Raw genomic sequence first — 21,677 nt, 5'->3', positions numbered from 1 at the left:
GGCGGCGAGGCGCCAAGTTTTGTTCCGCGACACGGCGATTCGCCAACCGCGATCCGGCATCCGGTATGCCGCTCGGCTCAGGATGACCCCGGCTCAGGCTGCTCGGTCAGCTGGCGGATCAGCGCGCGGGTCGCCGCCGTGACCGCCTTGCCGCGGCGCGTGCCGATGCGCACGCTGCGAGTCGTCCATGGTTCGGGGATCCGTAGCACAGTCGAGCGCGTGCTGGCCTCAAGCGAGACCATGCACTCCGGCAGGATGGTCACGCCAAGGCCCGCCTCAACCAGGCTGCGCGCCGCCTCGGGACCATTGATCGTGAACTTGGGATGCACCACCCGGCCGATCTCGCGCGCGGCGCGGTTGACATCGGACATCAGCGTGGTGTTCGGATGCATGGCAATGAACGACTCGCGGATCAGGTCGGCGAAGGCCACCTCGGGCTGGTCGCCCAGCGGGTGGCCATGCGGCACCAGCGCGACCAGGCGGTCGACGCGATACGGCAGGCTGTCCAGCGGCTCATCGTCGATATCCGGGCTGACGATATACACCGCGAGGTCGACATCCCCTGCCACCACCGAACGCACCAGGTTGGTATTGGCGTCCTGTTTCAGCTCGAGCTCGACCAGCGGGAAGTTGCGGGAAAATTCGCCGATCTCGCGTGCCAGGTACTGGATGATGACGGCGCCCGTGGTGCCCACGGTGACATGGCCACGAACGCCTTCGGAGAATTCGCCGAGTTCCCGGCGCATGTCCTCGAGGTTCTCGAACAGCAGGCGCAGATGGCGCGCCAGGACTTCGCCCGCAGCGCTCGGCGCGACGCCGCTGGGATTGCGCTCGAACAACTGCACGCCTGCAAGGTCTTCCAGATCCTGGATGCGCTTGGTTGCCGCGGAGGCGGCAATGTTCTCGCGAATGGCAGCGCGGCGGATCTGGCGCTCTTCCACCACCGTCAGGAACAGCCGCAGGGTGAACAGGTCGACCCGCCGGGTCAGGCCATGCACGCTCAGCGTGCTCATGGTGTCTCCTTCAGTGCTGGAACCGGTCTGTGGCCGGGTCAGGCTTCGCATGTTGCGTAGCAGCATCGTGCTGCGTGCCCGCGAATCTCACCGCGAGTATACCGTCATGCCTTGCGAGCATGCACAGCTGCCGCGGCCGGGCGGGGGCACGCTTGCGCTCACTGTACGGAACCGGGGCCCGCCTTGGATTGACAGCCCCAATGCGTGCGAGGAATCTGGTCGCCATGCCAGTGCATGTCGCCATCGACGCGGCACGCATCAATGACACTTTCCCCGGGAACGCACCTGTGACTACAAACCAATCCGATTCCAGTTCGGCGGTCAATTGCCCACCTCTCGAGCAGGCTGTGGTTAACCTGATCCGGGACCTGACCTTCGACAAGCTCGACGCGCCGGCCCATGCAGGGGTGAGCCGGCTCATGCGCGACCAACTCGCCCTGCAGATCGGCACCTCGCAGATGCCATGGTCGCACCAGGTACTCGCGTTTGCCACCGCCCAGCAACACCCCGGCCGCAGCCACGTCGCCGCCAGCACAGCCACCATGAGTGCCGCGGACGCCGCCTTCGTCAACGGTGCCTATGGCCATGGCTTCGAATACGACGATGCGCACGGAGCCAGCGCCAGCCATCCCGGCAGCTGCGTGATTCCCGCGGCGCTCGCGCTCGGCGAGGAATTGGGCTCGACCCTGGAGGAGGTCATCACTGCGATGGTGACCGGCTACGAGGTCTACACCCGTATCGGCGTGCTGGCGGCGCCAGACCTGCTCAAGCGCGGCTATCACCCGCATGCCGTACTGTCCAGCTTTGGCGCCGCGGCAGTCTCGGCCAAGCTGCGCAAGTTCGATGCGGAAACCACCCTGCACGCGCTCTCCATCGCGCTGAGCCATGCGGCCGGCACTACCGAATACACCTCCACCGGTGGCTCGGTGAAGCGGGTGCACGCCGGCATCGGGACGCGCAGCGGCATGGTCTCGGCCGACATGGCGCAGGCCGGCATCACGGGGCCGCGCGCCTTCCTGAGCGGCAACAAGGGCTTCTTCCGAACCTTCCTGCAGCGTGGCCCGGACGACCGGGCCGAGGAGCGGTTCCGCCTCGGCCAGCCGTTCGAGATCGGCACGGTCTGGCTCAAAGCGTACTGCGCCTGCTATTGCACCCATGCGTATATCGACGCAATCCGCCCGTTCGCGGCGCGCCGCGCCGACATTGCTGACATCCAGGCCCGCATCCATCCCGCCTTCAACGTGGTGGTCGGCACCGCCAATGCCAACGCGTACGAACCGAAGAATATCGAGCACGTCCAGTTCAGCCTGCCAACGCAGATGGCATTCGCCGTGCTCGGCATGGGCAATGGCTACAAGGTGCATCGCGACTACCTGGCCGGCAAACTCGACATGGGCCCAGTGAAGGAAGTGGCGCGCGGCATCGGCATTACCGAGGCGCCGAAACTCGAACAACGCTACCCCGGGAAGTTCGTCGCCGATGTCACCGTGACCTTCCGCGATGGCACCTCCGAGCACGTATTCGTGGAAGATCCGATCGGTTCCCAGGCGAATCCCATGTCGGAAGCCGAGCAGGACGCGAAGTTCATGGAGCTGACGGTTGACGTGCTTGGCGAAGACCGGGCGCAGACGTTGCTGGCGACGCTCAGGAAGATGGATCCGCGAATCAAAGCCGCAGACCTGATGGCCTTGACGCACTGAGTTTCGGATAGAGCAAGCGAGCCGACCGGGCTCGGCTCGCTCTCCTTGTCGGAGACTTATCGGCCGGCTTTCAGCCGGCCTTTGTCTTGGCCTGTGTCAGAGCCACCAGCTTTTTCCACCGTTCCAGTTCGGCCGGCGCACTGGCGCGAACCGCAGCGGCATCCGCGACATCGACCTCCAGGCCCTGCCCGATGCAGTAAGACTTGAACGCGGGCGTCGCAGCCGCCGCGGTCATTGCCCTGGACAGTTGCGTGACGATGGCAGGCGACGTGCCCCGCGGCGCCATGACCCAGATCGGCGAGATTAGCTCAAAGCCGTTCAGGCCGGCCTCGTCCATCGTCACGACACCCGGAAGCTGGCTCGAACGCTGCAGGCTGGTGACTGCCAGCACGCGCAATCGTCCCGCCTTGACCAGAGCAAGCGACGAGGCCACGCCCCCGAAGCCGACATCGACCTGGCCGCTCGCCGTATCGACCGCGACCTGCGCCGGCCCCTTGTACGGGACGTGGGTCATCTCAAGGCCGGCCATGCTGCTCATCAGCGCCGCCGCCATGTGCGACGTGGTGCCATTTCCCGAAGACCCGAAGGACACGCTCCCGGGCTTGCGCTTCCCCGCCGCGATAACCTCCTGGACCGTGCGGAACCGCGAATTGGCCGCGGTAGTCAGCAGCAGCGCCGACATGCCCAGCCGCGCGACCGGTGCGAAGTCCGTGACCGCATCGTATGGCGTCTTCTCGACCCACTGGTTCGAATAGTGCGCGGCGTACGTGCACAACAGCGTGTAGCCGTCCGGTGCCGCCTTGGCCACGAAATCCGTGCCGATGATCCCGCTCGCGCCAAGGCGGTTCTCCACGACAAACGCAGAGCCCGTGGCCTTCGTCAGCTCGGCGCTCATATAGCGCGCCACAACATCACTGCCCGAGCCAGGGCTGACGGGTACGATGATTCGCACCGGATGGGAAGGATAAGCCTGGGCGAGCACCGAAGCCGGGAACGATGCCGGCATAGCCGCCAGCGCCGGCAGCGACTGAAGGAAGGTGCGGCGCTTCATCATTGCGTTGCTCCATTCTGGATGCGGCCTGCGGCCGCCAGGTTGTCAAGCTCCTCCCTGGACAGCCATTCAGCCAGTGCCAGGGCGGCATTCTCCGGGGTGGCCGCGGCCGGAGGCACCGGATCGGCGGCGCGCGTACGCGAAAAGCGCGGCGCCGGGCGCGGCTGCATCACGCCATCCACCTCGACAAAGGTGCCGCGCGCCTTCAGGTGCGGATGTTCGAACGCTTCTTCCTGGTCGAGCACGGGCGCAAAGCATACGTCGCTGCCTTCAAGCAACGCCGTCCACTGTGCACGGGTCCGCGTCTTGAACTGCGCAGCAAACAAGCGGCGAGCGGCCGGCCAGTCAGCGCGGTCTGCCTGCTTACCTAGGGCGGACGGGTCCAGCTCCAGTCGTTCCAGCAGTTGCTGGTAGAACTTGGCCTCGATCGGGCCAATCGATATGTACTTGCCATCGGCGCATTCGTAGACATCGTAGAATGGCGCCCCGGAATCCAGCAGGTTGGTGCCTCGCACAGGTCCGGTCAGGCCGGCCGCGCGCAGCCCGGTATGTACCGTCAGCAGCGACGCCACGCCATCGACAATTGCCGCATCGACGACCTGCCCCTTGCCGGAGGTACGCGCCTCGAGGATGGCGCTCACGATGCCAAGTGCGGCATAGACCGAGCCGCCGGCATAGTCGCCGACGACATTGAGCGGTACCGTCGGCGGCTCGCCCTCACGCCCGATCGCATTGAGCAGTCCGGTGATCGCGATGTAGTTGATATCGTGCCCGGCCGTCTGGGCCAGCGGGCCATCCTGACCCCAGCCGGTCAGCCTGCCGTACACCAGTCTCGGATTGCGCGCGAGGCATGCATCAGGCCCCAATCCGAGCCGCTCGGTGACCCCGGGGCGGAATCCCTCGATCAGAGCGTCCGCCTTGTCGATCAGCGTGCGAACCAGCTCCAGCTCGGCCGGATCCTTCAAATCGACCTGGATCGACTTTCGGTTGCGCAACACCAGATCAAACTGCAGCGGCCGTGACAGGCCCAGCCCCGATGGCTCTTTCCGGTCGACGCGGATGATCGTCGCGCCGAGGTCTGCAAGCAACATGGCGCAAAAGGGAGCCGGCCCAATGCCCGCCAGCTCCACGATGCGCACTCCAGCAAGTGGTCCCACGATTGTCTCCTGATAGCTATGCCCGGTGTCCGCGCGCCTGCAATCGGCGCGAGAGCGGCCCACGTTGCCGCGGGGTTCGACCCGCCTGACTCAGGCTCGGCAACGCCACCCGCGCGTACTTCCGCCACCTACCGATCGTGCGCGCCCTCCCCCGGGAACTCAACTCACCAGCCCATGCCGTTCCGTGCTTTGAGAGGCGGCCTGCGCCAGCGCTCAAAGCACGGAACGGTGCACCGGCGACCATTGCCCAGCCCACCGGCCGCGCCTATCTTCGAGGCATAAGAGAGGAGACATTATGTTCAGCAGAAGGCATTTCCTGAAATCACTGGCGTCACTAGGGGCTGTTGCCTGCGCACCGTCGGCTTTTGCGCAGCAATATCCATCGCGGCCGATCCGAATTGTCGTGCCGGCCTCCCCAGGCACGGCGCTCGACATTACTGCACGCTTTGTTGCCGAGGCACTGGCAAAGAACCTGAAGATCCCGGTCATGGTGGACAACCGTGCCGGCGCTGGCGGGCTCATCGGCACGGACGCAGTCGCCAAGGCTCCCGGGGACGGCTACACGCTGCTGTTCGCCGGTGTTCCACACCTGACCACGCGGTGGTTTGCCGAAGGTCCGGTCACGTTCGATCCGGTCAAGGACTTCATGCCGATTGCCAAGGTGAGCAGTTCCGCGCTGGGCATCGTGGTCAAGGCCGACTCGCCTTACAAGACCCTGGGCGACCTGATCGCAGCCATGAAGCGCACGCCGGGCGGGATCACGTATTCGTCCGGCGGGGCGGGCAGTACTTCTCATCTCTGCTCGGTGATGCTGAATGACTTGACGAAGACGCGGGCCAAGCATATCCCTTACAAGGGCAATGGGCCCGCTGTGACGGACGTCATGGCCGGCCAGGTGGACTTCACCTGCCAGGGCGCGCCGAGCGTGGTGCCGATGATCAAGGCAGGCAAGCTGCGCGGCCTCGCCGTCACCAGCGCCGGGCGCTGGGGTGAGATCCCGCACGTCCCGACATCGGCGCAAGCCGGGGTTGCGGGCTACCAGGTCGCGTCGTGGATTGGCGCTCTGGCACCCGTTGCGACACCGGCCCCTATCGTCGAGCGCCTGTCCGAAGAACTGGTGCGGATCGCCCGATCGCCCGCGTTCAAGGAGTTCTGCGCTCATCAGTCGATGTACGTCGATATCGCCGATCGCCGCCAGTTCCAGGCTGACTTGCCGAAGGAGGACGCGCACTGGAAGCGCATCGCGCAGCTGTCTAAGGAATCCTGAGTTCGCTGAATTCTGCCTTCCCGAAACCCAGGTACTGCACAAGCCGACTTACTCGCTTGGCGCGGCCGTGCGGCCCTCATGTGAAATGGCTTCGGCAACTTATTCGACGTGTGCGGCTACGCCACGCGTGAAACGAAGCGTGAGACTTGTTCATCTTCCGACGCACCAGGGGGCTGATCACACGCACCGGCTTCAACGTCTATCCGAATGAAGTCGAATTGGACGTCAACACGCATCGGTCCATATGCCTGTTGACTGCGTTCGGGCAGGCCGCCGCGGACGGCAACGAGGAAGTGATCGCCTTCGTCGAAATTAAAAGTAGAGAGAAGCTCGATGCGGCGGCGTAGCACGCCTACCTGATCGATCGCCTGTCGCCATACAAGCACCGAAGTAGATACTGCGCGTGGCCGCGATTCAGACGACGGCCAGCAGCAAGCCGCTCATGCACCAGCTCCGTCAGATGCTCGCGGCTCATAAGTAGTAGAATCAAGTGTTCGTGGGCGCCTTCAGTCCCGGCGCCCGAGGCCATCCTCGACCAGAAGGTCCACCAGCTTGCGCGCAAACAGCGGCAATGCGCCCAGATCCGCAACGCAGATCTGCAGTTTGCGCTCGGCCCACTCGTCGTTGAGCTGAACGATCCGCAGCGCCATCGTATTCGCATGGCGGCGGGCGGTGATCTCCGGCAGCACGCCGACACCGACATTCGCCTCGATCATCCGGCAGGCGGTCTCGAAGTTGCTAACCTGGAGGCGCCAGCGCAACACGCGCTGCAAGTCCGCGGCGGCACGCTTGAGGAAATTGTGAATCGCACTCTCTTCCGGCAAGCCGATGAAGTCGTAATCGAGCGCTTCGACGAAATTCACACTGCTGCGCTCGGCCAGCGGATGGCTCAGCGCAGTGGAAAGCACCAGACGGTCGTTCCGGTATGGCATGACTTCGAGCCCTTCGGTACGCACGTTGCCGGCGACGATGCCGATGTCCACGATTCTGTCCTGCACCGCGCGCCCGATATCCGGGCTCAGCCGTTCGTGCATGTCGACGGTTACGTCCGGGTGATTGACCAGGTAGGTGCGCAGCACGGCTGGCAGGAACTCGCTCATCGCCGTGGTGTTGGCAAAGACGCGCACATGTCCTTTCACGCCTGCCGCATACTCCTGGAGATCGCCGCTCAACTGCTCCAGCTGGCGGAGAACGCGGCGCGCGTGGCCGACCAGCGTCTCCCCCGCCCCGGTCACTTTCGCGCCCTGGCTGCTGCGGCTCAGCAGCTTGACGCCGACGTGTTCCTCCAGGTTCTTGATGCGGGTACTGGCTGCGGCCAGGGACAGGTGTGAGCGTTGTGCTCCGCCAGTCAGGCTCTGCGCTTCCGCGATATGGGTGAACAGTTTCAGATCGACCAGATCAAAGCGCATCACATCCTTCCCAAGCGTCTTACCGGATTATTTCCTAATGCAGCGCGCAGCACACGTTACCGTGCGAATTCTCCGGACCCCCCGGGCGTGAATTGCCGCCCGCTTCCAGGTCTAACCGTGTTACAGTCCGCCCGCGCGGGAGTGCTCTCACGAACGTTAGGTAGATTCTGCATGCCCGATGAAGTAACTTCCATGGGGAGTAATCTCCGCAACTCTGCCAGGAACCCGGCTCCAGCCCTCACGAATCATGACAAAACGCCAAGCCAACGCCACCACTGTGGACACCCGCGAGAAGCTGATGCGCCTGGCGGCGCGCGCCTTTGGCACGCAAGGCTATGCCGCCACGACCATGCGCGGGATCGCCGACCAGGCCGGCATTGAAGCGGCCAGCATCTACTATCACTTCTCCTCGAAGGAAGAGTTGCTGGATGCGGTGATGGAACACGGCGCGCAAAGCATCTTTGCGCACACACAGGCGCGCATCGCGGCGCTTCCGCCAGGCGCCGACGCCGAGCAGCGCTTCCGCGCCGGCCTGCTGGGCCTCTTCAGCGCGATGATCAAGTACGGCGACTACACCCTGGCGCATGGGCGCCAGCTGGCCGAGTTGCCGGACAAGGTGCGCGAGCGCCATCTCAGGCGACGGGCCCAGCATCAGACGTTCTGGAGCGGCATGCTGGAAGACCTGCGCACCGAAGGGCATCTGCGCGAGGACATCGACATCGCCCTGTGCCGCGTGTTCATCCTGAGCACGATTACTTCCGTGCAGACCTGGTTCAACCCGAAGAAGGGTTCGCCCGAAAAGGTGATCGACGAACTCTGCGCGATCCTGTTTGAAGGCGTCCGGCCCAAGCAGGTGCGCAAGCCGGGAAGGGCGCAGGCCGTGGCTTCGTGAACCAATGCTGCAGCAGCACCTCCCGACCGCGAACCGGTTCCTCTCCCCGGCATTCAGCGAGGTGAAATAGCCCTCAGCATGCAGGCGTTGTCATCCTGCCTTCGCCTGAGACAGCGCCACCAGGTTCTTCCAGCGCTCAAGTTCGGCCGCCGCATTGGAGCGGGCCTTGGCAGCGTCCTGGATGTCGACCTCCAGCCCCTGGCTGGTGCAGAACGCCTTGAAGGCCGGCGCCGCGGCGGCTTTAGTCATGGCGTCGGACAACTGAGAGATGATTGCCTGCGGCGTGCCGCGGCGGACAAATGCCCAGATCGGGGTGACCAGTTCATAGCCCTTCAAGCCGGCCTCGTCGAGGGTGGGCGCGTCGGGGAAATAGGTCGACCGCTGCCTGCTCGTCACGGCCAGCACTCGCAAGCGCCCCGCCTTCACCAGCGGCAGCGACGTTGCCACGCCGCCGAAGCCGGCATCCAACTGTCCGCCCGCCACATCAATTACGACCTGCGCCGGCGCCTTGTATGCAATGTGGTTCATCCGGATTCCGGCCATATTGCTCATCAGCGCCGCCGCCATCTGCGGTGTGGTGCCATTGCCGGGTGAGCCGTAGGACAGCCCGTCCGGCTTGCGCTTCGCGGCGGTAATGAGGTCTCGCACCGTATGCAGCGGTGAGTTCGCCGCAGTGACCAGCACCATCGCCGAGGTCGCCAAGCGGGCAATCGGCTCGAAGTCGGCGACCGCGTCATACGGCGTCTTCTCCACGAACTGGTTCGAGTAGTGCGCCGCGTAGTTGAACAGGATCGTATAGCCGTCGGCAGGCGCCTTTGCTACGAAATCTGTGCCGATGATCCCGCTGGCCCCCATGCGGTTCTCGACGACGAACGACCCGCCCATCGTCTTCGCCAATTCCGCGCTCATGTAGCGCGCAACGACGTCGGTGCCGGAGCCCGGGCTCAAAGGCACGATAAAGCGGACCGGGCGGGACGGGTAGGCCTGCGCAAGTGCCGACAGTGGTAGCGTTGCCAGCGCGGGTAGCAACTGCAGGCAGGTACGGCGTGAAATCATTGCGTTATCTCCTGTTGAATCAGGCCGGTGACCGCGGTTTGCTCCTCTCTCCACTTCGGGGGAGAGAGGAGCAAACGATCAACCGGCGAGGCAATGGTTAGACGATTCCCGTTTCGCGCAATGCCTGGATTTCTTTCGGGCTGAGTTTGAGCAGCCTGCCGTAGATCTCCTCGTTGGCCTCCCCCAGCGCCATGGCAGGCTGGTCGAACTGCGAAGGTGTCGCCGAGAACCGGATCGGCAGGCCCATGCCCACCGCGTCCACCGGCCCGAACTCGGGGTGGGCCAGGTGCATCAGCGCGCCGCTTTCATGCAGCCGGCGGTCGTGCAGCACTTCGTCGGGCTTGCGCACCGGCGCGCAGGGCACGCCGCGCTTTTCCAGCAATTCGCCCACAACGTCGGCCGTGCTGTGCGCGCGGGTCCAGCCCGCGATTACCTCGTTGAGTGCCGCGGCATTGCGCATGCGCGGCCCGCGGCCGCTGAAACGAGGATCTTCGAGCAGCTCCGGCTGGCCGATCGATTCCAGCAGCCCGCGCATCCAGTCCGGCTGGAACGCGACAATCGCCACGTGCCCGTCCAGCGTCGGATAGACCCCGAACGGCGCGAGCCGGTCGTGGTAATTGCCAGTGCGCGAGGGATAGCCTTCCCGTCCCATGACGTCAAAGTGCTCTTCGGACACCCACGATGCCAGGCAATCCAGCATCGACACCTGCACGCGCTGGCCCTCGCCGGTTCGGCCCCGGTGGATCAGCGCGGCCAGGATGCCGTTGACGACATACATCGGCGCGACCAGGTCAGCGATCGGCAGGCCGCAACGCGTCGGCGGGCCATCGGCGTAGCCAGTGACCTCCATCAGGCCGCTGAGCGCCTGGACGATGATGTCCATGCCCTTGAGGCCGGGGAATGCACTAGGCTCGCCCATGGCTTTGATCGACGCGTAGACGATGCGCGGGTTGCGCTGGCTGACTGGCTCGTAGTCTATGCCGAGCTTGGCCGTGGTACCCTCGCTGAAGTTCTCCAGCACCACGTCGCACTCCTCGGCCAGCCGCATGAACAGCTCACGGCCCTGCTCCGATTTCAGGTCCAGCGTGATGCTCTTCTTGTTGCGCGCCCGGTTAAGGACCGTCAGCGATACCTCGTTGTCCTCACGCTGGCCGAAGTGGATGCCATGGCTGCCCACGAACGGCGGGTTAGTGCGTGCAATGTCACCGCCGCCGGGCGCTTCCACGCGGATCACCTCCGCGCCCATCCCGCCAAGCAGCAACGAGCCATATGGCCCGGCAAGCGCCACGGTCAGGTCCAGTACACGGATGCCTTCGAGCGGCCGTGATTGATTTGCTGGCACTACTGTCTCCTTTCTTGTAGGCCCGCCGTCATGCGTCCGGGCCCTTGTCACTTCCATTGCCTTACAACTGTTAGCGATCCGGCGGCGCCGCGCACTTTGCTTTGATTCAATGCTAGTGGTGCAGGCCGGTTGCGCTCAAGTAGTCACTGGCGAACCACCCGTTCGCATTGTGCGAATTGCTCGTGGTGCGGGTGCTGTCAGACGACGCCGGCCTTGCGCATGGCTTGCACCTGCGAGCGTTCGTAACCCACCTCAGCCAGCACTTCTTCGGTATGTTCGCCAACTGTGGGCGGCCGCCGCGCAACATCGGGCGGGGTACGCGACAGGACTGCCGGCGGCGCCACGATCGGCGCCTTGCGCGGCAATCCGGGGTAATTGAGCCAGATGTAGGCGCCGGACTCCTGGATCGACGCATCGTCCAGCGCCTCGCGCGGGGAATAGACCGGCGCCGCGGGGATCCTAGCCTTCTCTAGTTCCCACAGCGCGTCATCGCGAGTGCGCGTGACGCACCATTTGCCCATCAGGTCGCTCAGTAGCTCACCGTGTTCGCCGCGCCGCAGGTCGTCGCTGAAGCGGGGATCGTCCACCAGTTCCGGCGCGCCGATCAGGTTGGCCCAGCGCCGGAACAGCGGCTGCCCGATCACCTGGGCGATGATCCAGCCATCGGCCACGCGGAAGATGTCCGAGGGCCCATAGGAGGGGCTGCGGTTGCCCATCGCCTGCCGGTCAATGGCAAGCGCCGCTTCCTCGATCAGCGCCCCGCTGGACAGGTTCAGCGCTGTCTGCAGCAGTGACGCCTCGACGCATTGCCCGCGCCCGCTGTTGCGCCGCTCGTAGAGCGCCATCACTGTGCCGAGCGCGCACGACAAGGCGGTCGAGAAATCGACCACCGGCACCATCGCCTTGGTGGGGCTGTCGGGTGTGCCCGACATATAGACAGCGCCGCTCATCGCCTGCCCCACCCCGTCGAAGCCGAGCCGGTGGCCAGCGCCTTCATGCGAGCCGAAGGCCGTCGAAGCGGTCAGGATGATGCCGGGATTGATCGCGCTCAGCGTCGCGTAATCCAGCCCCAGGTTCGCCAGCGTTTTCGGCGGCATGTTCGCCACCACCACGTCAGCCTTCTCCACCAGGCGACGCACCACCTCGCGGCCCTCCTCGCTGTCGATGTCCAGCGTGATCGAGCGTTTGTTGCGGTTGCACTGCAGGAAAAGCGCGCCCTCCCCTGAATCCGTGACCGGCACGATGAACCGGTCTTCGCTGCCACCTACCCGGTCGATCCGGATGACGTCGGCACCGTAATCGGCGAGCAGCGCTGCGCAGAACGGGCCGGCAATGAAGCGTCCGAAATCGAGGACGCGGATACCTTCAAGAACCTTGGACATCTTCTTTAGCTTCCATCTCACTGGTTGCGTCGTCCGGGCGAGACGACGGCTGATGGAATCGATCCTGACCGCCTGCCCTTCGCTGGTCAATGAACGCTCCCAAGACGTTCCGTGCATCGAAATTGCATGACCGGACCGGCGCCGGAGACCGGCGCACCACGTCGCCCGGCTCAGGCGACCGAGAGCCGCCGGTCGGACGAGCGGTGGCTCGGAAAGCGGCCGGGGACGATGAGTATCATCGCCGCCAGGCAGATCCTGCCTATGCAATTTCCTAACACCCGCTTACCGCCACGGCAGGGCGCCACTATTCCACCACCTGAAAACGTGGCAATTCGGCGTCCTGCAGGATCATGTCCGCCACCTTTTCGCCGATCATGATCGTTGACGCATTGGTGGGCCCGGAGATCGGCGCCGGCATGATCGACGCGTCCGCGACCCGCAGCCCTTCGACGCCCCGCACGCGCAGCCGCGCATCGACGACCGCTAGCGGATCGCTGTCCGGCCCCATTCGCGCGGTGCCGTTGTGGTGATACACGGTGCCACCGCGCTGCCGCGCGAAATCGAGGATCTCGTCGTCGGTGCGGACATCGTTACCGGGGAACACCTCGTTGACGTAGTACGCGGCAAACGGACGCGCCTGGAGCACCGCGCGAGCCATCTTGACGACGTCCACAATTGCCTTCTGATCCGATTCGGTGGCCAGATAGTTCGGCTGGATCACCGGATCGATGTTGATGTTGGTTGACCGCGCCTTTACATAGCCGCGGCTTTCCGGGCGCTGCTTGTGCCCACCGAGCGTCATGCCGGGATAGTGGTCAAGCAGCCCGGGCAAGCCCTCCTGATAACTGCCGGGCGTGAACGACACCTGCAGGTCGGGCGTTGGCAGCGAGGGATCTGAGCGGAAGAAGAAGCGCATCGGCACGGGTCCCATGCTCAGGATGCTCGGCCGTCCGGCAAAGTACTTGGTGATTTCCCACACCAATGGTAGACCGCGGCCGCGCTCGTTGATCGTCGTGATCCTCTTGACCTTGGCCGCGACGCGCAGGTTGTAGTGGTCACACAGATTCGCGCCGACGCCCGGCAGATTCACGATGACGTCGACGCCAATCGACTGCAGGTGCTCGCCCGGCCCAATGCCAGAGATCTGCAGCAGGCGCGGCGTGTTCAGCGCGCCGGCCGACACGATCACCTCGCGCCGCGCGCGAACCTCGCGTTCCGGCGCGCCAGTGCCGCCCGCGCGATAGCGCACGCCGACCGTGCGCCGACCCTCGAGCAGCACGCATGTCGCCGGGCTGTCGGTGCGCACGTCGACGCGCCCGGTCTTCACGGCAGGACGCAGGTACGCCTGCGCGGCGCTCATGCGGCGCATCGTGTGGCCGCGCGAATCAATCGTGAACTGCCACGGGCCGACGCCGTCCTGCATCTCGGCGTTGTGATCCTGTATGTACGGATAGCCGAGGCTCTTGACCGCTTCGATGAAGATGTCGCAGAGCGGGCTCGAGCGCACGGGATCGGTCACCGGCAATGGGCCGCTGCGGCCGCGATACCGATCGTCGCCGACGCCGATGCGCGTCTCTGCCTTCTTGAAGTACGGGAGCACCTCGTCGTAGCGCCAACCCGGATTGCCGCGCTCGGCCCACCCGTCGAAATCGGCATGCTGGCCGCGGTTGTAGACCATCCCGTTGATCGATCCCGACCCGCCAAGCACCCTTCCCTGCGTGAGGGTCAGCTTACGGTTGCCGGTCGCGAGATTTGGCTCGCTTTTGAAATCCCAGGTGAGCCTGGGGTTGAACAGATTCTTTATGTAGCCGGCCGGAATGTGTATGTACGGGCTACTGTCCTTCGGGCCCGCCTCGAGCACGCAAACCAAATGGCCAGCCTCGGCCAGTCGCATGGCCACTGCGCAGCCGGCGCTGCCGGCGCCGACGATCACGTAATCGAACGTATCTCTCATGGTTGTCGCATCCGCGGAGGAAGATCGGACTTCAATGAATCGGCGCGTGCGGCGCGTGCATCGGGCTGTTGCTTACGGACGGCTTAGCCGTCGAGGTTGAAGTTGATCGTCTTGAGCTCGGTGAACGCCTCGATGGTCGGCCACCCGCCTTCGCGGCCGACCCCGGAGCGCTTGATGCCCCCCATCGGGGCATTCGGAATGCTCGCGTAACCGTTCACGCCGATCGAGCCGCTGCGCATGGCCCGCGCAACACGGAACGCGCGATTGACGTTCGACGTGTATACGCAGCCCGCCAGACCGTATTCACTGTCGTTCGCGATCCGGATAGCCTCGTCTTCCGTGTCAAACGGGATCACGGACAGTACCGGCCCAAAGATCTCCTCGCGCGCAATCGTCATGTCGTTGCGCACGTTCGCGAACAGCACCGGATTGATCCAGTTGCCGTTGGCAAGTTCGCCGCCCGGTGTCCCGCCGCCAAACCTCAGATCCGCGCCTTCGCGTTTGCCTTGTTCGATATAGGCCAGGATCTTCTCTTTCTGCCGCTTCGAAATGATCGGCGCCGACGTCGTCGCCGGATCGAACGGATCGCCGAAACGCACTGTCTTGACCTGCTCGGCCGCGTGATGCAGGAACTCGTCCATGATGGACCGGTGCACGATCGCGCGCGTTGGCGTCGTGCACACTTGCCCAGACAGAAAGGTAGAGCACAGGCCCATCAGCCTGGTTGCCGCAACCGCAACGCTGTCGGCATCCGGAAATACGATCGCGGCGCTCTTGCCACCGAGCTCGAGGGACAGGCGCTTCATGTTGGGAACGCTCGCGATCGTTATCTTCTCCCCGACGATGGGGCTGCCAGTGAACGTCACCTTGTCGATGCCTGGATGTGACGAAAGCGCTGTGCCAGTTTCCGCGCCGCCTGTGACGATATTAAACACGCCCGGCGGCAAGTCGCTTTCCGCGATGATCTCCGCAAGCTTGAGCACCGCGAGATTCGTGTATTCGGACGGCTTGACCACCACCGTGCAGCCGCATGCCAGGGCGGGCGCAACCTTCATCGCGAACGTCATCACCGGACCGTTATAAGGCAGGATCGCCGCCACCACGCCGACCGGCTCACGGAACGTCATGTACTGCATATTCGATGCCATCGAGTACAGCGGGTAGGTCTCGCCGTTGATCTTGTCGATCCATCCGAAGAAGTGGTCGAAGATGTCCGCCGCCGCCTTGGCAGAGACGCGCGAATTGCGGCTGTACGTGAACGGAATGCCGTTGTCGAGCGTCTGGAGCTGTGCGATCTCCTGCTCTGCCGCATAGATGCGCTCGACAATCGGTTGCAGCATCCGCTTGCGATCCTGCGCGCGCATGCCCGGCCACGGGCCGTCGTCGAAGGCACGCCGCGCGGCAGCCACTGCCAGGCCGACGCCCTCCGAGCCAGCCTCGGCGAAGCTCGTCATTATCTCGTTGGTTGCCGGTTGGATCTGCTCAAAGCGTTCCCCGTCCCAGTCATGCCAATTGCCGTTTATAAAAAGGCGGCCGGGGCGGACATGTAGGGCTTCGCGGATGGGAATCAGGCTGATCGGCATGCCGTTGTCTCTATTTCTGGTTTTGTCTCTGACCACGTTAAGGCGGCGTTGCGTGGCGGTCAACGCCGGAGCCATCAGCGTTCCGTACTTCAACCTGCCGAGGCGCGGATTTCGATGCACGGAACACTGTCGTGGTGCTTATTGATCGGTGCCGGCACCTGGACCAGCATCAAGTTGTGCAGCGCCGGTATCTAGCCATGGAACGCGGGCTCGTCGCCACGCATCGGCGCCCGTCCGTTTGCGGGAGACTGCGCGCGTCGCGCGCCCCGGCGCTGGGCCGGCTGTATCCAAGGCCGGTGTATCGACATCTGGTTACGCTGCTGTCCGGCGGGCGGCATGCAGCGCAACGCCGCGGACGGGCAGCGGCCGGCCAAGTGAAACCATCGTTCACAAGGCCGCCAGTTGGCTGGTCCGCCGCTGAATGATCCTCCGCGGTAACGAGCCGCGGTGGTCAGGCGCAATCTCAGGCCGTGGTCGTACGCGGAAACACTGGACCACGCTTCTCACGGAACGAGGCCACGCCCTCCTTGACCTCGGGGCCGCCGAAGCCGAACATTTCCAACGCCAGCGAGGCATCGAAGGTCGGGCCGGCCTGGCGCAGCCAGTTGTTCAGCGAATACTTGGTCCAGCGGATCGCCGACGGCGCGCCATTGGCCAGCCGCGTGGCGATCGATACCGCCGTGTCCTGCAACTCCGCCTCGTCCACGGCGAGCGATACCAGCCCCAACTGCTCCGCCTTCTCGCCGCTCACCGGCTCGCACAGCATCAGGTGGTACTTCGCCTTGGCCATGCCGCACAGCAGCGGCCACACGATCGCAGCGTGGTCGCCGGCCGCGACGCCGAGGCGCGTATGGCCATCCACCAGGCGCGCGGTGCGGGCCGCCACGGAGATATCCGCGAGCAGCGCGGCAACCAGTCCGGCGCCCACCGCGGAGCCGTGGATCGCCGAGACGATCGGCTTGGAGCAGTTGATGATGTTATAGACCAGGTCTTTCGACTCGCGCCAGACGCGGGCGCGCGCCTCGAAGGAGTCGATCATCTCTTCGACCATCTCGAAGTCGCCGCCGGCGGAGAAGGCCTTGCCTGCGCCGCACAGCACCACGGCGCTGACCGTGGGGTCGGCGTCAATATCGCGCCAAACGCGGGCGATCTCGTCGTGGCCGCGTGCATCCAGCGCATTCAGGCGCTCGGGACGGTTCAGAGTGATGCGCAGGACGCCCTCGCTCGGGCGGTCAAACGCCAGGCTTGAATAGTTCTCATAGGCCGCGCCCGCGGCGGCATTGCTTTTCGACATGGAATCTCCTGAACAAAAGTGCGGTGGCGTGTGCAGCGAACAAGAAATACACACGCCCCCGTCAATCAATGCGCCGTCACGGTGACGTCAATGCGCGGCAGCGGCGCGAATCTCTTCGAGGGCTGGCGGGTTGTCCAGCGCCGACAGGTCGCCGGCAGGCGCGCCGGTGTAGACGCTGCGGATAACGCGCCGCATGATCTTCGAGCTGCGCGTCCTGGGCAGTTGCGCCACCACGTGGACCACCGACGGACGGAACGGACGGCCCAGCCGGCCGTCGACATGCTTGCCGACAGCGGCCGCCAACCCCTCGTTCGTCAGCGTCATGGCGGCGGACGGCACCAGGAAGACTACGAGCTTCTGGCCCTTCAGCGGATCTTCCACGCCGATCGCCGCGGCTTCGGCGATCTCGGGCAACTCCAGCAGCACGTCTTCGATCTCGGCCGGGCCAAGCCGCTTGCCCGCCAGCTTAATGGTGTCGTCGGAGCGGCCCATCATGAACCAGGTGCCGTCTTCACGGCGCAGCGCCAGGTCGCCGTGCACCCAGATGCCCGGCACGGTGTTCCAGTAGGTGTCGAGATAGCGCTCGTCGTCCTGCCAGAACGACTGCGTCATGCCGACGAACGGCCGGCGGATCGCCAGCTCGCCCACGGTGTTGGTCAGCGACTTGCCGTCCGCATCTACCACGTCGGCAGCCACCGACGGCGAGGCCGTATTGAACCCGGCCGGGCTGATCGGCTTGACAATCACGCTGGACAGCAGTGCGCCAGACACCTCGGTGCCGCCGGTGTAGTTGATCACCGGGCTGCGGCCACCGCCGAAGGCCTTCTGGAACCACAGGAAGTGTTCGGGATCGATAGCCTCCCCGGCCGTGATCAGGAGCCTGACCGTCGACGTATCGCCTTGCGTGGCGGTGGCCTCGTTGGCCGCCAGACCCCGGATCAGCGTCGGTGCCGAGCCAAAATGCGTCACGCCGTAGCGTTCGACAATGCGCGACATGCGGGACCAGTCCGGGTAATCCGGGGCACCGTCGTAGCAGACCAGCGTCGCGCCGCGCAGCAGCGCGCACGACATCACCAGTGTGCCGGCGACCCAACCCATGTCCGCCGGCCAGCAGAAGACATCCTTCGGGCTGACATTGAAATGGATGGCCGAATCGTGCGCGATCTTCATCGGGAAGCTGCCGTGGGTATGCACGGTGCCCTTGGGCTTCCCGGTGGTGCCGGAGGTATAGATGATCATGAAGGGATCGTCCGGCGACATCCGCTCGGGTGCGGGATCCGGCTGCGCGCTGGCTACCTGCTGCCAGTCGAGCACTGTGTCGCCGACGGCGATCGCCTCGCCCGCATCTTTCCAGACCGTGGTGCCGATGTCCGGCAGGCGCGACAGCGCCTCGTCGACCAGGCTGCGCGTATCGACCCACTTGCCGCGGCGCGAGAATCCGGTCGTGGCCACGAGCGCGCTGGCCGAGCACGACGACAGGCGCGACACGATCGCATCGACGCCGAAGCCGCTGAACAGCGGCACCGTCACCGCGCCGATCCAGGCGACGGCCAGCGAAGTTACGGTCGCCTCGACGCCGTTTTCCATCAGCAGGCCAACACGGTCGCCGCGCTTGACGCCGAGCGCCTTCAGGCCGCCGGCAAAGCCGGCTACCTTGCACGCGAGTTCGGCATAGCTCAGCTGCTCGACCGCGCCGCCCTCTTTTTCCGCCACCACGGCGGTGTGCGACGCCATCGCGGGATCGTCCGCCCACCGCAGCGCGGACTTGACCCAGTTGAGCTGCCCGCCAGGGAACCACTTCGCGAACGGCTTGCCCTTGGAGGCATCCACATACTGCGTGTACGGCACGTCCCAAACCATCCCGCAGAAGTCGATGACGGCGTCCCAGTAGACGTCAGGCTTCTCGTTGGAGAAGGCCAGCAATTCGTCGTAGTCCTTCAGGCCCAGGCGCGTGACCAGCGCCGACACGTTCGCGGTGGCGATATCGTCTCCCGTAGGGATCCAATCATTGTGCAGAGTGTCACTCATCGAAAATCCAGCGTATTGGTTGTACGGTTGCCGCGGTGCGATGGGGTCAAGGCAGTTCATGCCGCATCAGGAGCGCCATCGCATAAGTCCAGCGTGCGCGACACACCGAAGCTAGTCAATCAAGGCAGCGGAGTTGTGCCGTACTTTGGAATGCCGTGGTCGCGGTCCGGAGCGCCGGGCCTGGCCGTGTGCATCGGGAGCCTGGGCGCAACGGCGCGCGCGGGCGCTCCCCGCGTGAGGTCCGCGGCCCGGACTGTGGCTTCCGGAGTACGGAACGCAACCCCGGCTCGGCACACTACGCCTCGCTGCCAACATCGCGCAGCAGCACCATCAACTCCACCGCGGCGGCCCTCAGGTCCGGCACGATGCGCGCCCGAATCGCGTCGACATCCGGGCGCAGTTCGACCGCCCCACAGTTCAGCGCCATCAGCGTGTCCGTGCGCCCTACTCTGAGCGGCAGGGCGATGCCGTAGGCATTGCGCTGGTATTCGCCGAGCGACATGCACACGCCGCTCGTGCGCAGGTCCTCGAACGCCGCCTCGATGTTCTTCTGCACCTCTTCGGCCTGCTGCCCTGCGGCCTCTACCACCGAGGCAACGTAGCCCGCCCGTGTGTCCTCGGGCAATCCCCACAGCCACGCCCGCCCGATCGCCGTCAGCCCCATCGGCAGCAGCGATCCCACGCCCAGCCGCAGCGTGGCGATGCGCGTGCTGGTGCGATACGCAACGTAAAGCATCTCGAGCTGGTCGGGCACCGCCAGCGCCACCGAAACGTTGAGTCGGTCGGCCAGATGTTGCATGAACGGATGGGCCAGCCGCGTGACCGCGCTGGTTTCCAGGTAGGCGTGGCCTATGCCGAGTGGTCCGCTGGCGAGCTCGAATTGCGGCCCCCCCGCCACGCGGCGCAGGAAGCCCATGCTGACCAGCGTCATGGTCAGCCGCGACACCGTGGATTTGGACAGTCCCGTCCGGCGCACCAGTTCGCCGTTGGTCAGGGGCACACGCTCCGCGCGAAAGGCCCGCAGTACCTGCAGGCCACGCGCCAGCGTCATGGTGACTGGTGACGAAGGGCTCATTGCGACTCCGCAAAGCTTGCAGAAGGGAACACATCGCTCTTCCGTATCCCTTACGATTGTTAGGTACATTCTGGCAGCAAGAGCTGCGGGCTTCCATGAGGTTTACCCGCACCGGCGGACTCCCCCTTTGTCTTCAATTTTCATTGCACGGCACAGCTGTCGCATTGGCTTTGACGCCATTGCGCGACATCTCACAGACTCCGCACATATACAAGACCACAACGGAGGAGCCCTATGAAGAGTCGGTATTACGCCGCAGTGCTGTTGTCCCTGACTGCACCATTTGCCGCCGCGCAATCGTCCGTCACGCTCTATGGCGTCGCGGACATCGGGATGGAATACCTGAACAACGCCAATGCCGCCGGCGACAAGCTGTTTCGGATGACGTCCGGCAACGTGTCGGGTTCGCGCTGGGGCTTGCGCGGCGTGGAGGACCTGGGCAGCGGCGTGAAGGCGGTCTATGCCCTGGAAAGCGGCTTCGATCTCGACAGCGGTGTATCCAGCCAGGGCGGCCGTCTGTTCGGTCGCCAGGCGTTCGTGGGCCTGGACCACAAATGGGGCCGCGTCACGCTCGGCCGGCAGCAGAACGCCCTGTTTGACTTGCTGATCAACTATGAGCCGATGGTGCTGGCGGCACGCTATTCGGCGCTGTCGATCGACCCCAACCTTGCTGGCCGCTACGACAACACTGCCAAGTACACCGGCAAGTTCGGCCCCGTCACGGCAACCGCCCTGTACAGCTTTGCGCGCGGTACCAGCATCACCAGCGGCGGCACTACGTCGCTCGGCACCGAGGTACCCGGCGACGTCAAGAGCGACCGTGCCCTTGGCGGCGGCCTGGAGTATGCCGGCGGCAACTTCGGCGCTACCGTGATCTATGACCAGCAGCAAGGCACGCGTGGCATCACCGGACAGAACTCGGGCCAGACCGACCGGCGCATCGCGGCGGCGGCCAACGTCAGCTTCGGCAGCTCGACGGTTTTGGCCGGCTATCGCTGGTTCAACGGCGATATCGGTGTCGCGCGCCGCAACGACCTGTTCTGGCTGGGATACCGTTTCCAGGCCACGCCTGCTTTCACCCTGACCGGCGCCGGCTATTACCTGAACAACCGGCGTAACGGGCAGGATCCGTGGATGCTGGTCGCATCCGCCAATTACGCGTTGTCCAAGCGTACCGACGCCTTCCTGAACGTGGGGTACGTGCACAACAAAGGCAACTCCAACCTTGGCCTGAACGGCTTCGGCAGCACGATCACGCCGGGCGAAAACCAGACGGGGGTCATGGTCAATATTCGCCATAAGTTCTGACTGATTGACTCCGGCCGTGTCGCTTCAATGCGGTGCCGCCGGACAGCAAGACAAGAAGTAGAAAAGGGAAGAGGTAAAGGGAACTGGCGCCTGCTCGCGTGTCAAAGCGCGACCAGGCGCGTTTTTTTGGGCGTGGCGAGCGGCCTCGAAAGCGGCCGCTGCCGGA

General features: G+C 64.8%; 17 protein-coding genes. 5 read left to right on the top strand and 12 right to left on the bottom strand.

Annotated features, from left to right (window positions below):
* Positions 1 to 77: 77 nt before the first annotated feature.
* Positions 78 to 1,013, bottom strand: a complete 936-nt coding sequence (locus tag CBM2588_RS04945) for a LysR family transcriptional regulator (protein WP_115679624.1) — start codon at positions 1,011 to 1,013, stop codon at positions 78 to 80.
* Positions 1,014 to 1,237: 224 nt separating this feature from the next.
* Between CBM2588_RS04945 and CBM2588_RS04940 the strand changes: the two genes are divergently transcribed.
* Positions 1,238 to 2,713 (top strand): MmgE/PrpD family protein, encoded by a 1,476-nt coding sequence (locus tag CBM2588_RS04940; protein WP_115679623.1) that lies wholly within the window; start codon positions 1,238 to 1,240, stop codon positions 2,711 to 2,713.
* Positions 2,714 to 2,783: 70 nt separating this feature from the next.
* Here the strand turns inward: CBM2588_RS04940 and CBM2588_RS04935 are convergent, their stop codons facing one another.
* Both CBM2588_RS04935 and CBM2588_RS04930 read right to left on the bottom strand, forming a co-directional pair.
* Entirely contained in the window at positions 2,784 to 3,767 is a 984-nt protein-coding gene (locus CBM2588_RS04935; RefSeq protein ID WP_115679622.1) for a Bug family tripartite tricarboxylate transporter substrate binding protein, read from the bottom strand.
* A complete protein-coding gene (locus tag CBM2588_RS04930) occupies positions 3,764 to 4,921 on the bottom strand; it encodes a CaiB/BaiF CoA transferase family protein (RefSeq protein WP_115679621.1) in 1,158 nt (385 codons plus the stop codon). Before CBM2588_RS04930 ends, CBM2588_RS04935 begins: the two co-directional genes overlap by 4 nt.
* 295 nt (positions 4,922 to 5,216) lie before the next feature.
* Here CBM2588_RS04930 and CBM2588_RS04925 point away from each other — a divergent pair, with 295 nt between their 5' ends.
* Positions 5,217 to 6,188: a Bug family tripartite tricarboxylate transporter substrate binding protein gene (locus tag CBM2588_RS04925; protein ID WP_172583559.1), complete on the top strand. Its 972-nt coding sequence runs from the start codon at positions 5,217 to 5,219 to the stop codon at positions 6,186 to 6,188.
* A 146-nt stretch (positions 6,189 to 6,334) separates the two neighbouring features.
* Positions 6,335 to 6,535 carry a hypothetical protein gene (locus CBM2588_RS04920; protein ID WP_115679620.1) on the top strand — a complete coding sequence of 67 codons (201 nt, stop codon included), beginning with the start codon at positions 6,335 to 6,337 and terminating at the stop codon, positions 6,533 to 6,535.
* A gap of 159 nt (positions 6,536 to 6,694) precedes the next feature.
* Here CBM2588_RS04920 and CBM2588_RS04915 read toward each other — a convergent pair whose 3' ends face one another.
* Positions 6,695 to 7,597 (bottom strand): LysR family transcriptional regulator, encoded by a 903-nt coding sequence (locus CBM2588_RS04915; RefSeq protein WP_115679619.1) that lies wholly within the window; start codon positions 7,595 to 7,597, stop codon positions 6,695 to 6,697.
* A 247-nt stretch (positions 7,598 to 7,844) separates the two neighbouring features.
* Here CBM2588_RS04915 and CBM2588_RS04910 point away from each other — a divergent pair, with 247 nt between their 5' ends.
* The gene (locus CBM2588_RS04910; RefSeq protein ID WP_115679618.1) at positions 7,845 to 8,489 is read left to right on the top strand and encodes a TetR/AcrR family transcriptional regulator; all 645 of its coding nucleotides are present in this window, start codon (positions 7,845 to 7,847) and stop codon (positions 8,487 to 8,489) included.
* Positions 8,490 to 8,579: 90 nt separating this feature from the next.
* Here CBM2588_RS04910 and CBM2588_RS04905 read toward each other — a convergent pair whose 3' ends face one another.
* The 8 genes from CBM2588_RS04905 to CBM2588_RS04870 all read right to left on the bottom strand — a co-directional run bounded on the left by CBM2588_RS04905 (position 8,580) and on the right by CBM2588_RS04870 (position 20,203).
* The gene (locus CBM2588_RS04905; RefSeq protein ID WP_115679617.1) at positions 8,580 to 9,545 is read right to left on the bottom strand and encodes a tripartite tricarboxylate transporter substrate binding protein; all 966 of its coding nucleotides are present in this window, start codon (positions 9,543 to 9,545) and stop codon (positions 8,580 to 8,582) included.
* Positions 9,546 to 9,642: 97 nt separating this feature from the next.
* Positions 9,643 to 10,887, bottom strand: coding sequence for a CaiB/BaiF CoA transferase family protein (locus CBM2588_RS04900; RefSeq protein WP_231942104.1), 1,245 nt, complete (start codon positions 10,885 to 10,887; stop codon positions 9,643 to 9,645).
* Between the two features lie 197 nt (positions 10,888 to 11,084).
* The gene (locus tag CBM2588_RS04895) at positions 11,085 to 12,269 is read right to left on the bottom strand and encodes a CaiB/BaiF CoA transferase family protein (protein ID WP_115679615.1); all 1,185 of its coding nucleotides are present in this window, start codon (positions 12,267 to 12,269) and stop codon (positions 11,085 to 11,087) included.
* Between the two features lie 304 nt (positions 12,270 to 12,573).
* Positions 12,574 to 14,223: a GMC family oxidoreductase gene (locus CBM2588_RS04890; protein ID WP_115679614.1), complete on the bottom strand. Its 1,650-nt coding sequence runs from the start codon at positions 14,221 to 14,223 to the stop codon at positions 12,574 to 12,576.
* A gap of 83 nt (positions 14,224 to 14,306) precedes the next feature.
* Positions 14,307 to 15,806, bottom strand: a complete 1,500-nt coding sequence (locus CBM2588_RS04885) for an aldehyde dehydrogenase family protein (protein WP_115679613.1) — start codon at positions 15,804 to 15,806, stop codon at positions 14,307 to 14,309.
* A 463-nt stretch (positions 15,807 to 16,269) separates the two neighbouring features.
* Complete coding sequence (locus CBM2588_RS04880) at positions 16,270 to 17,100, bottom strand: enoyl-CoA hydratase/isomerase family protein (RefSeq protein ID WP_115679612.1); 831 nt, start codon at positions 17,098 to 17,100, stop codon at positions 16,270 to 16,272.
* A gap of 87 nt (positions 17,101 to 17,187) precedes the next feature.
* Entirely contained in the window at positions 17,188 to 19,128 is a 1,941-nt protein-coding gene (locus CBM2588_RS04875; RefSeq protein WP_115679611.1) for an AMP-binding protein, read from the bottom strand.
* 295 nt (positions 19,129 to 19,423) lie between these two features.
* Positions 19,424 to 20,203, bottom strand: a complete 780-nt coding sequence (locus CBM2588_RS04870) for an IclR family transcriptional regulator (RefSeq protein WP_115679610.1) — start codon at positions 20,201 to 20,203, stop codon at positions 19,424 to 19,426.
* Positions 20,204 to 20,437: 234 nt separating this feature from the next.
* Here CBM2588_RS04870 and CBM2588_RS04865 point away from each other — a divergent pair, with 234 nt between their 5' ends.
* Positions 20,438 to 21,511 carry a porin gene (locus CBM2588_RS04865; RefSeq protein ID WP_115679609.1) on the top strand — a complete coding sequence of 358 codons (1,074 nt, stop codon included), beginning with the start codon at positions 20,438 to 20,440 and terminating at the stop codon, positions 21,509 to 21,511.
* The last annotated feature ends 166 nt before the right edge of the window (positions 21,512 to 21,677 follow it).

The sequence above is a fragment of the Cupriavidus taiwanensis genome, from assembly GCF_900250075.1.
GTDB lineage: Bacteria > Pseudomonadota > Gammaproteobacteria > Burkholderiales > Burkholderiaceae > Cupriavidus > Cupriavidus taiwanensis_C.
The sequence above is the reverse complement of the archived record's forward strand: the minus strand, read 5'-3'. Positions and strand labels throughout refer to the sequence as shown.

Excerpts from the sequence above, each read along its gene's own strand:
- CBM2588_RS04885 (WP_115679613.1), bottom strand. The coding sequence starts at position 15,806 with ATGCCGATCAGCCTGATTCCCATCCGCGAAGCCCTACATGTCCGCCCC.
- CBM2588_RS04935 (WP_115679622.1), bottom strand. The coding sequence starts at position 3,767 with ATGATGAAGCGCCGCACCTTCCTTCAGTCGCTGCCGGCGCTGGCGGCT.
- CBM2588_RS04875 (WP_115679611.1), bottom strand. The coding sequence starts at position 19,128 with ATGAGTGACACTCTGCACAATGATTGGATCCCTACGGGAGACGATATC.
- CBM2588_RS04895 (WP_115679615.1), bottom strand. The coding sequence starts at position 12,269 with ATGTCCAAGGTTCTTGAAGGTATCCGCGTCCTCGATTTCGGACGCTTC.
- CBM2588_RS04945 (WP_115679624.1), bottom strand. The coding sequence starts at position 1,013 with ATGAGCACGCTGAGCGTGCATGGCCTGACCCGGCGGGTCGACCTGTTC.
- CBM2588_RS04925 (WP_172583559.1), top strand. The coding sequence starts at position 5,217 with ATGTTCAGCAGAAGGCATTTCCTGAAATCACTGGCGTCACTAGGGGCT.
- CBM2588_RS04940 (WP_115679623.1), top strand. The coding sequence starts at position 1,238 with ATGCCAGTGCATGTCGCCATCGACGCGGCACGCATCAATGACACTTTC.
- CBM2588_RS04910 (WP_115679618.1), top strand. The coding sequence starts at position 7,845 with ATGACAAAACGCCAAGCCAACGCCACCACTGTGGACACCCGCGAGAAG.
- CBM2588_RS04880 (WP_115679612.1), bottom strand. The coding sequence starts at position 17,100 with ATGTCGAAAAGCAATGCCGCCGCGGGCGCGGCCTATGAGAACTATTCA.
- CBM2588_RS04915 (WP_115679619.1), bottom strand. The coding sequence starts at position 7,597 with ATGCGCTTTGATCTGGTCGATCTGAAACTGTTCACCCATATCGCGGAA.
- CBM2588_RS04865 (WP_115679609.1), top strand. The coding sequence starts at position 20,438 with ATGAAGAGTCGGTATTACGCCGCAGTGCTGTTGTCCCTGACTGCACCA.
- CBM2588_RS04870 (WP_115679610.1), bottom strand. The coding sequence starts at position 20,203 with ATGAGCCCTTCGTCACCAGTCACCATGACGCTGGCGCGTGGCCTGCAG.
- CBM2588_RS04905 (WP_115679617.1), bottom strand. The coding sequence starts at position 9,545 with ATGATTTCACGCCGTACCTGCCTGCAGTTGCTACCCGCGCTGGCAACG.
- CBM2588_RS04890 (WP_115679614.1), bottom strand. The coding sequence starts at position 14,223 with ATGAGAGATACGTTCGATTACGTGATCGTCGGCGCCGGCAGCGCCGGC.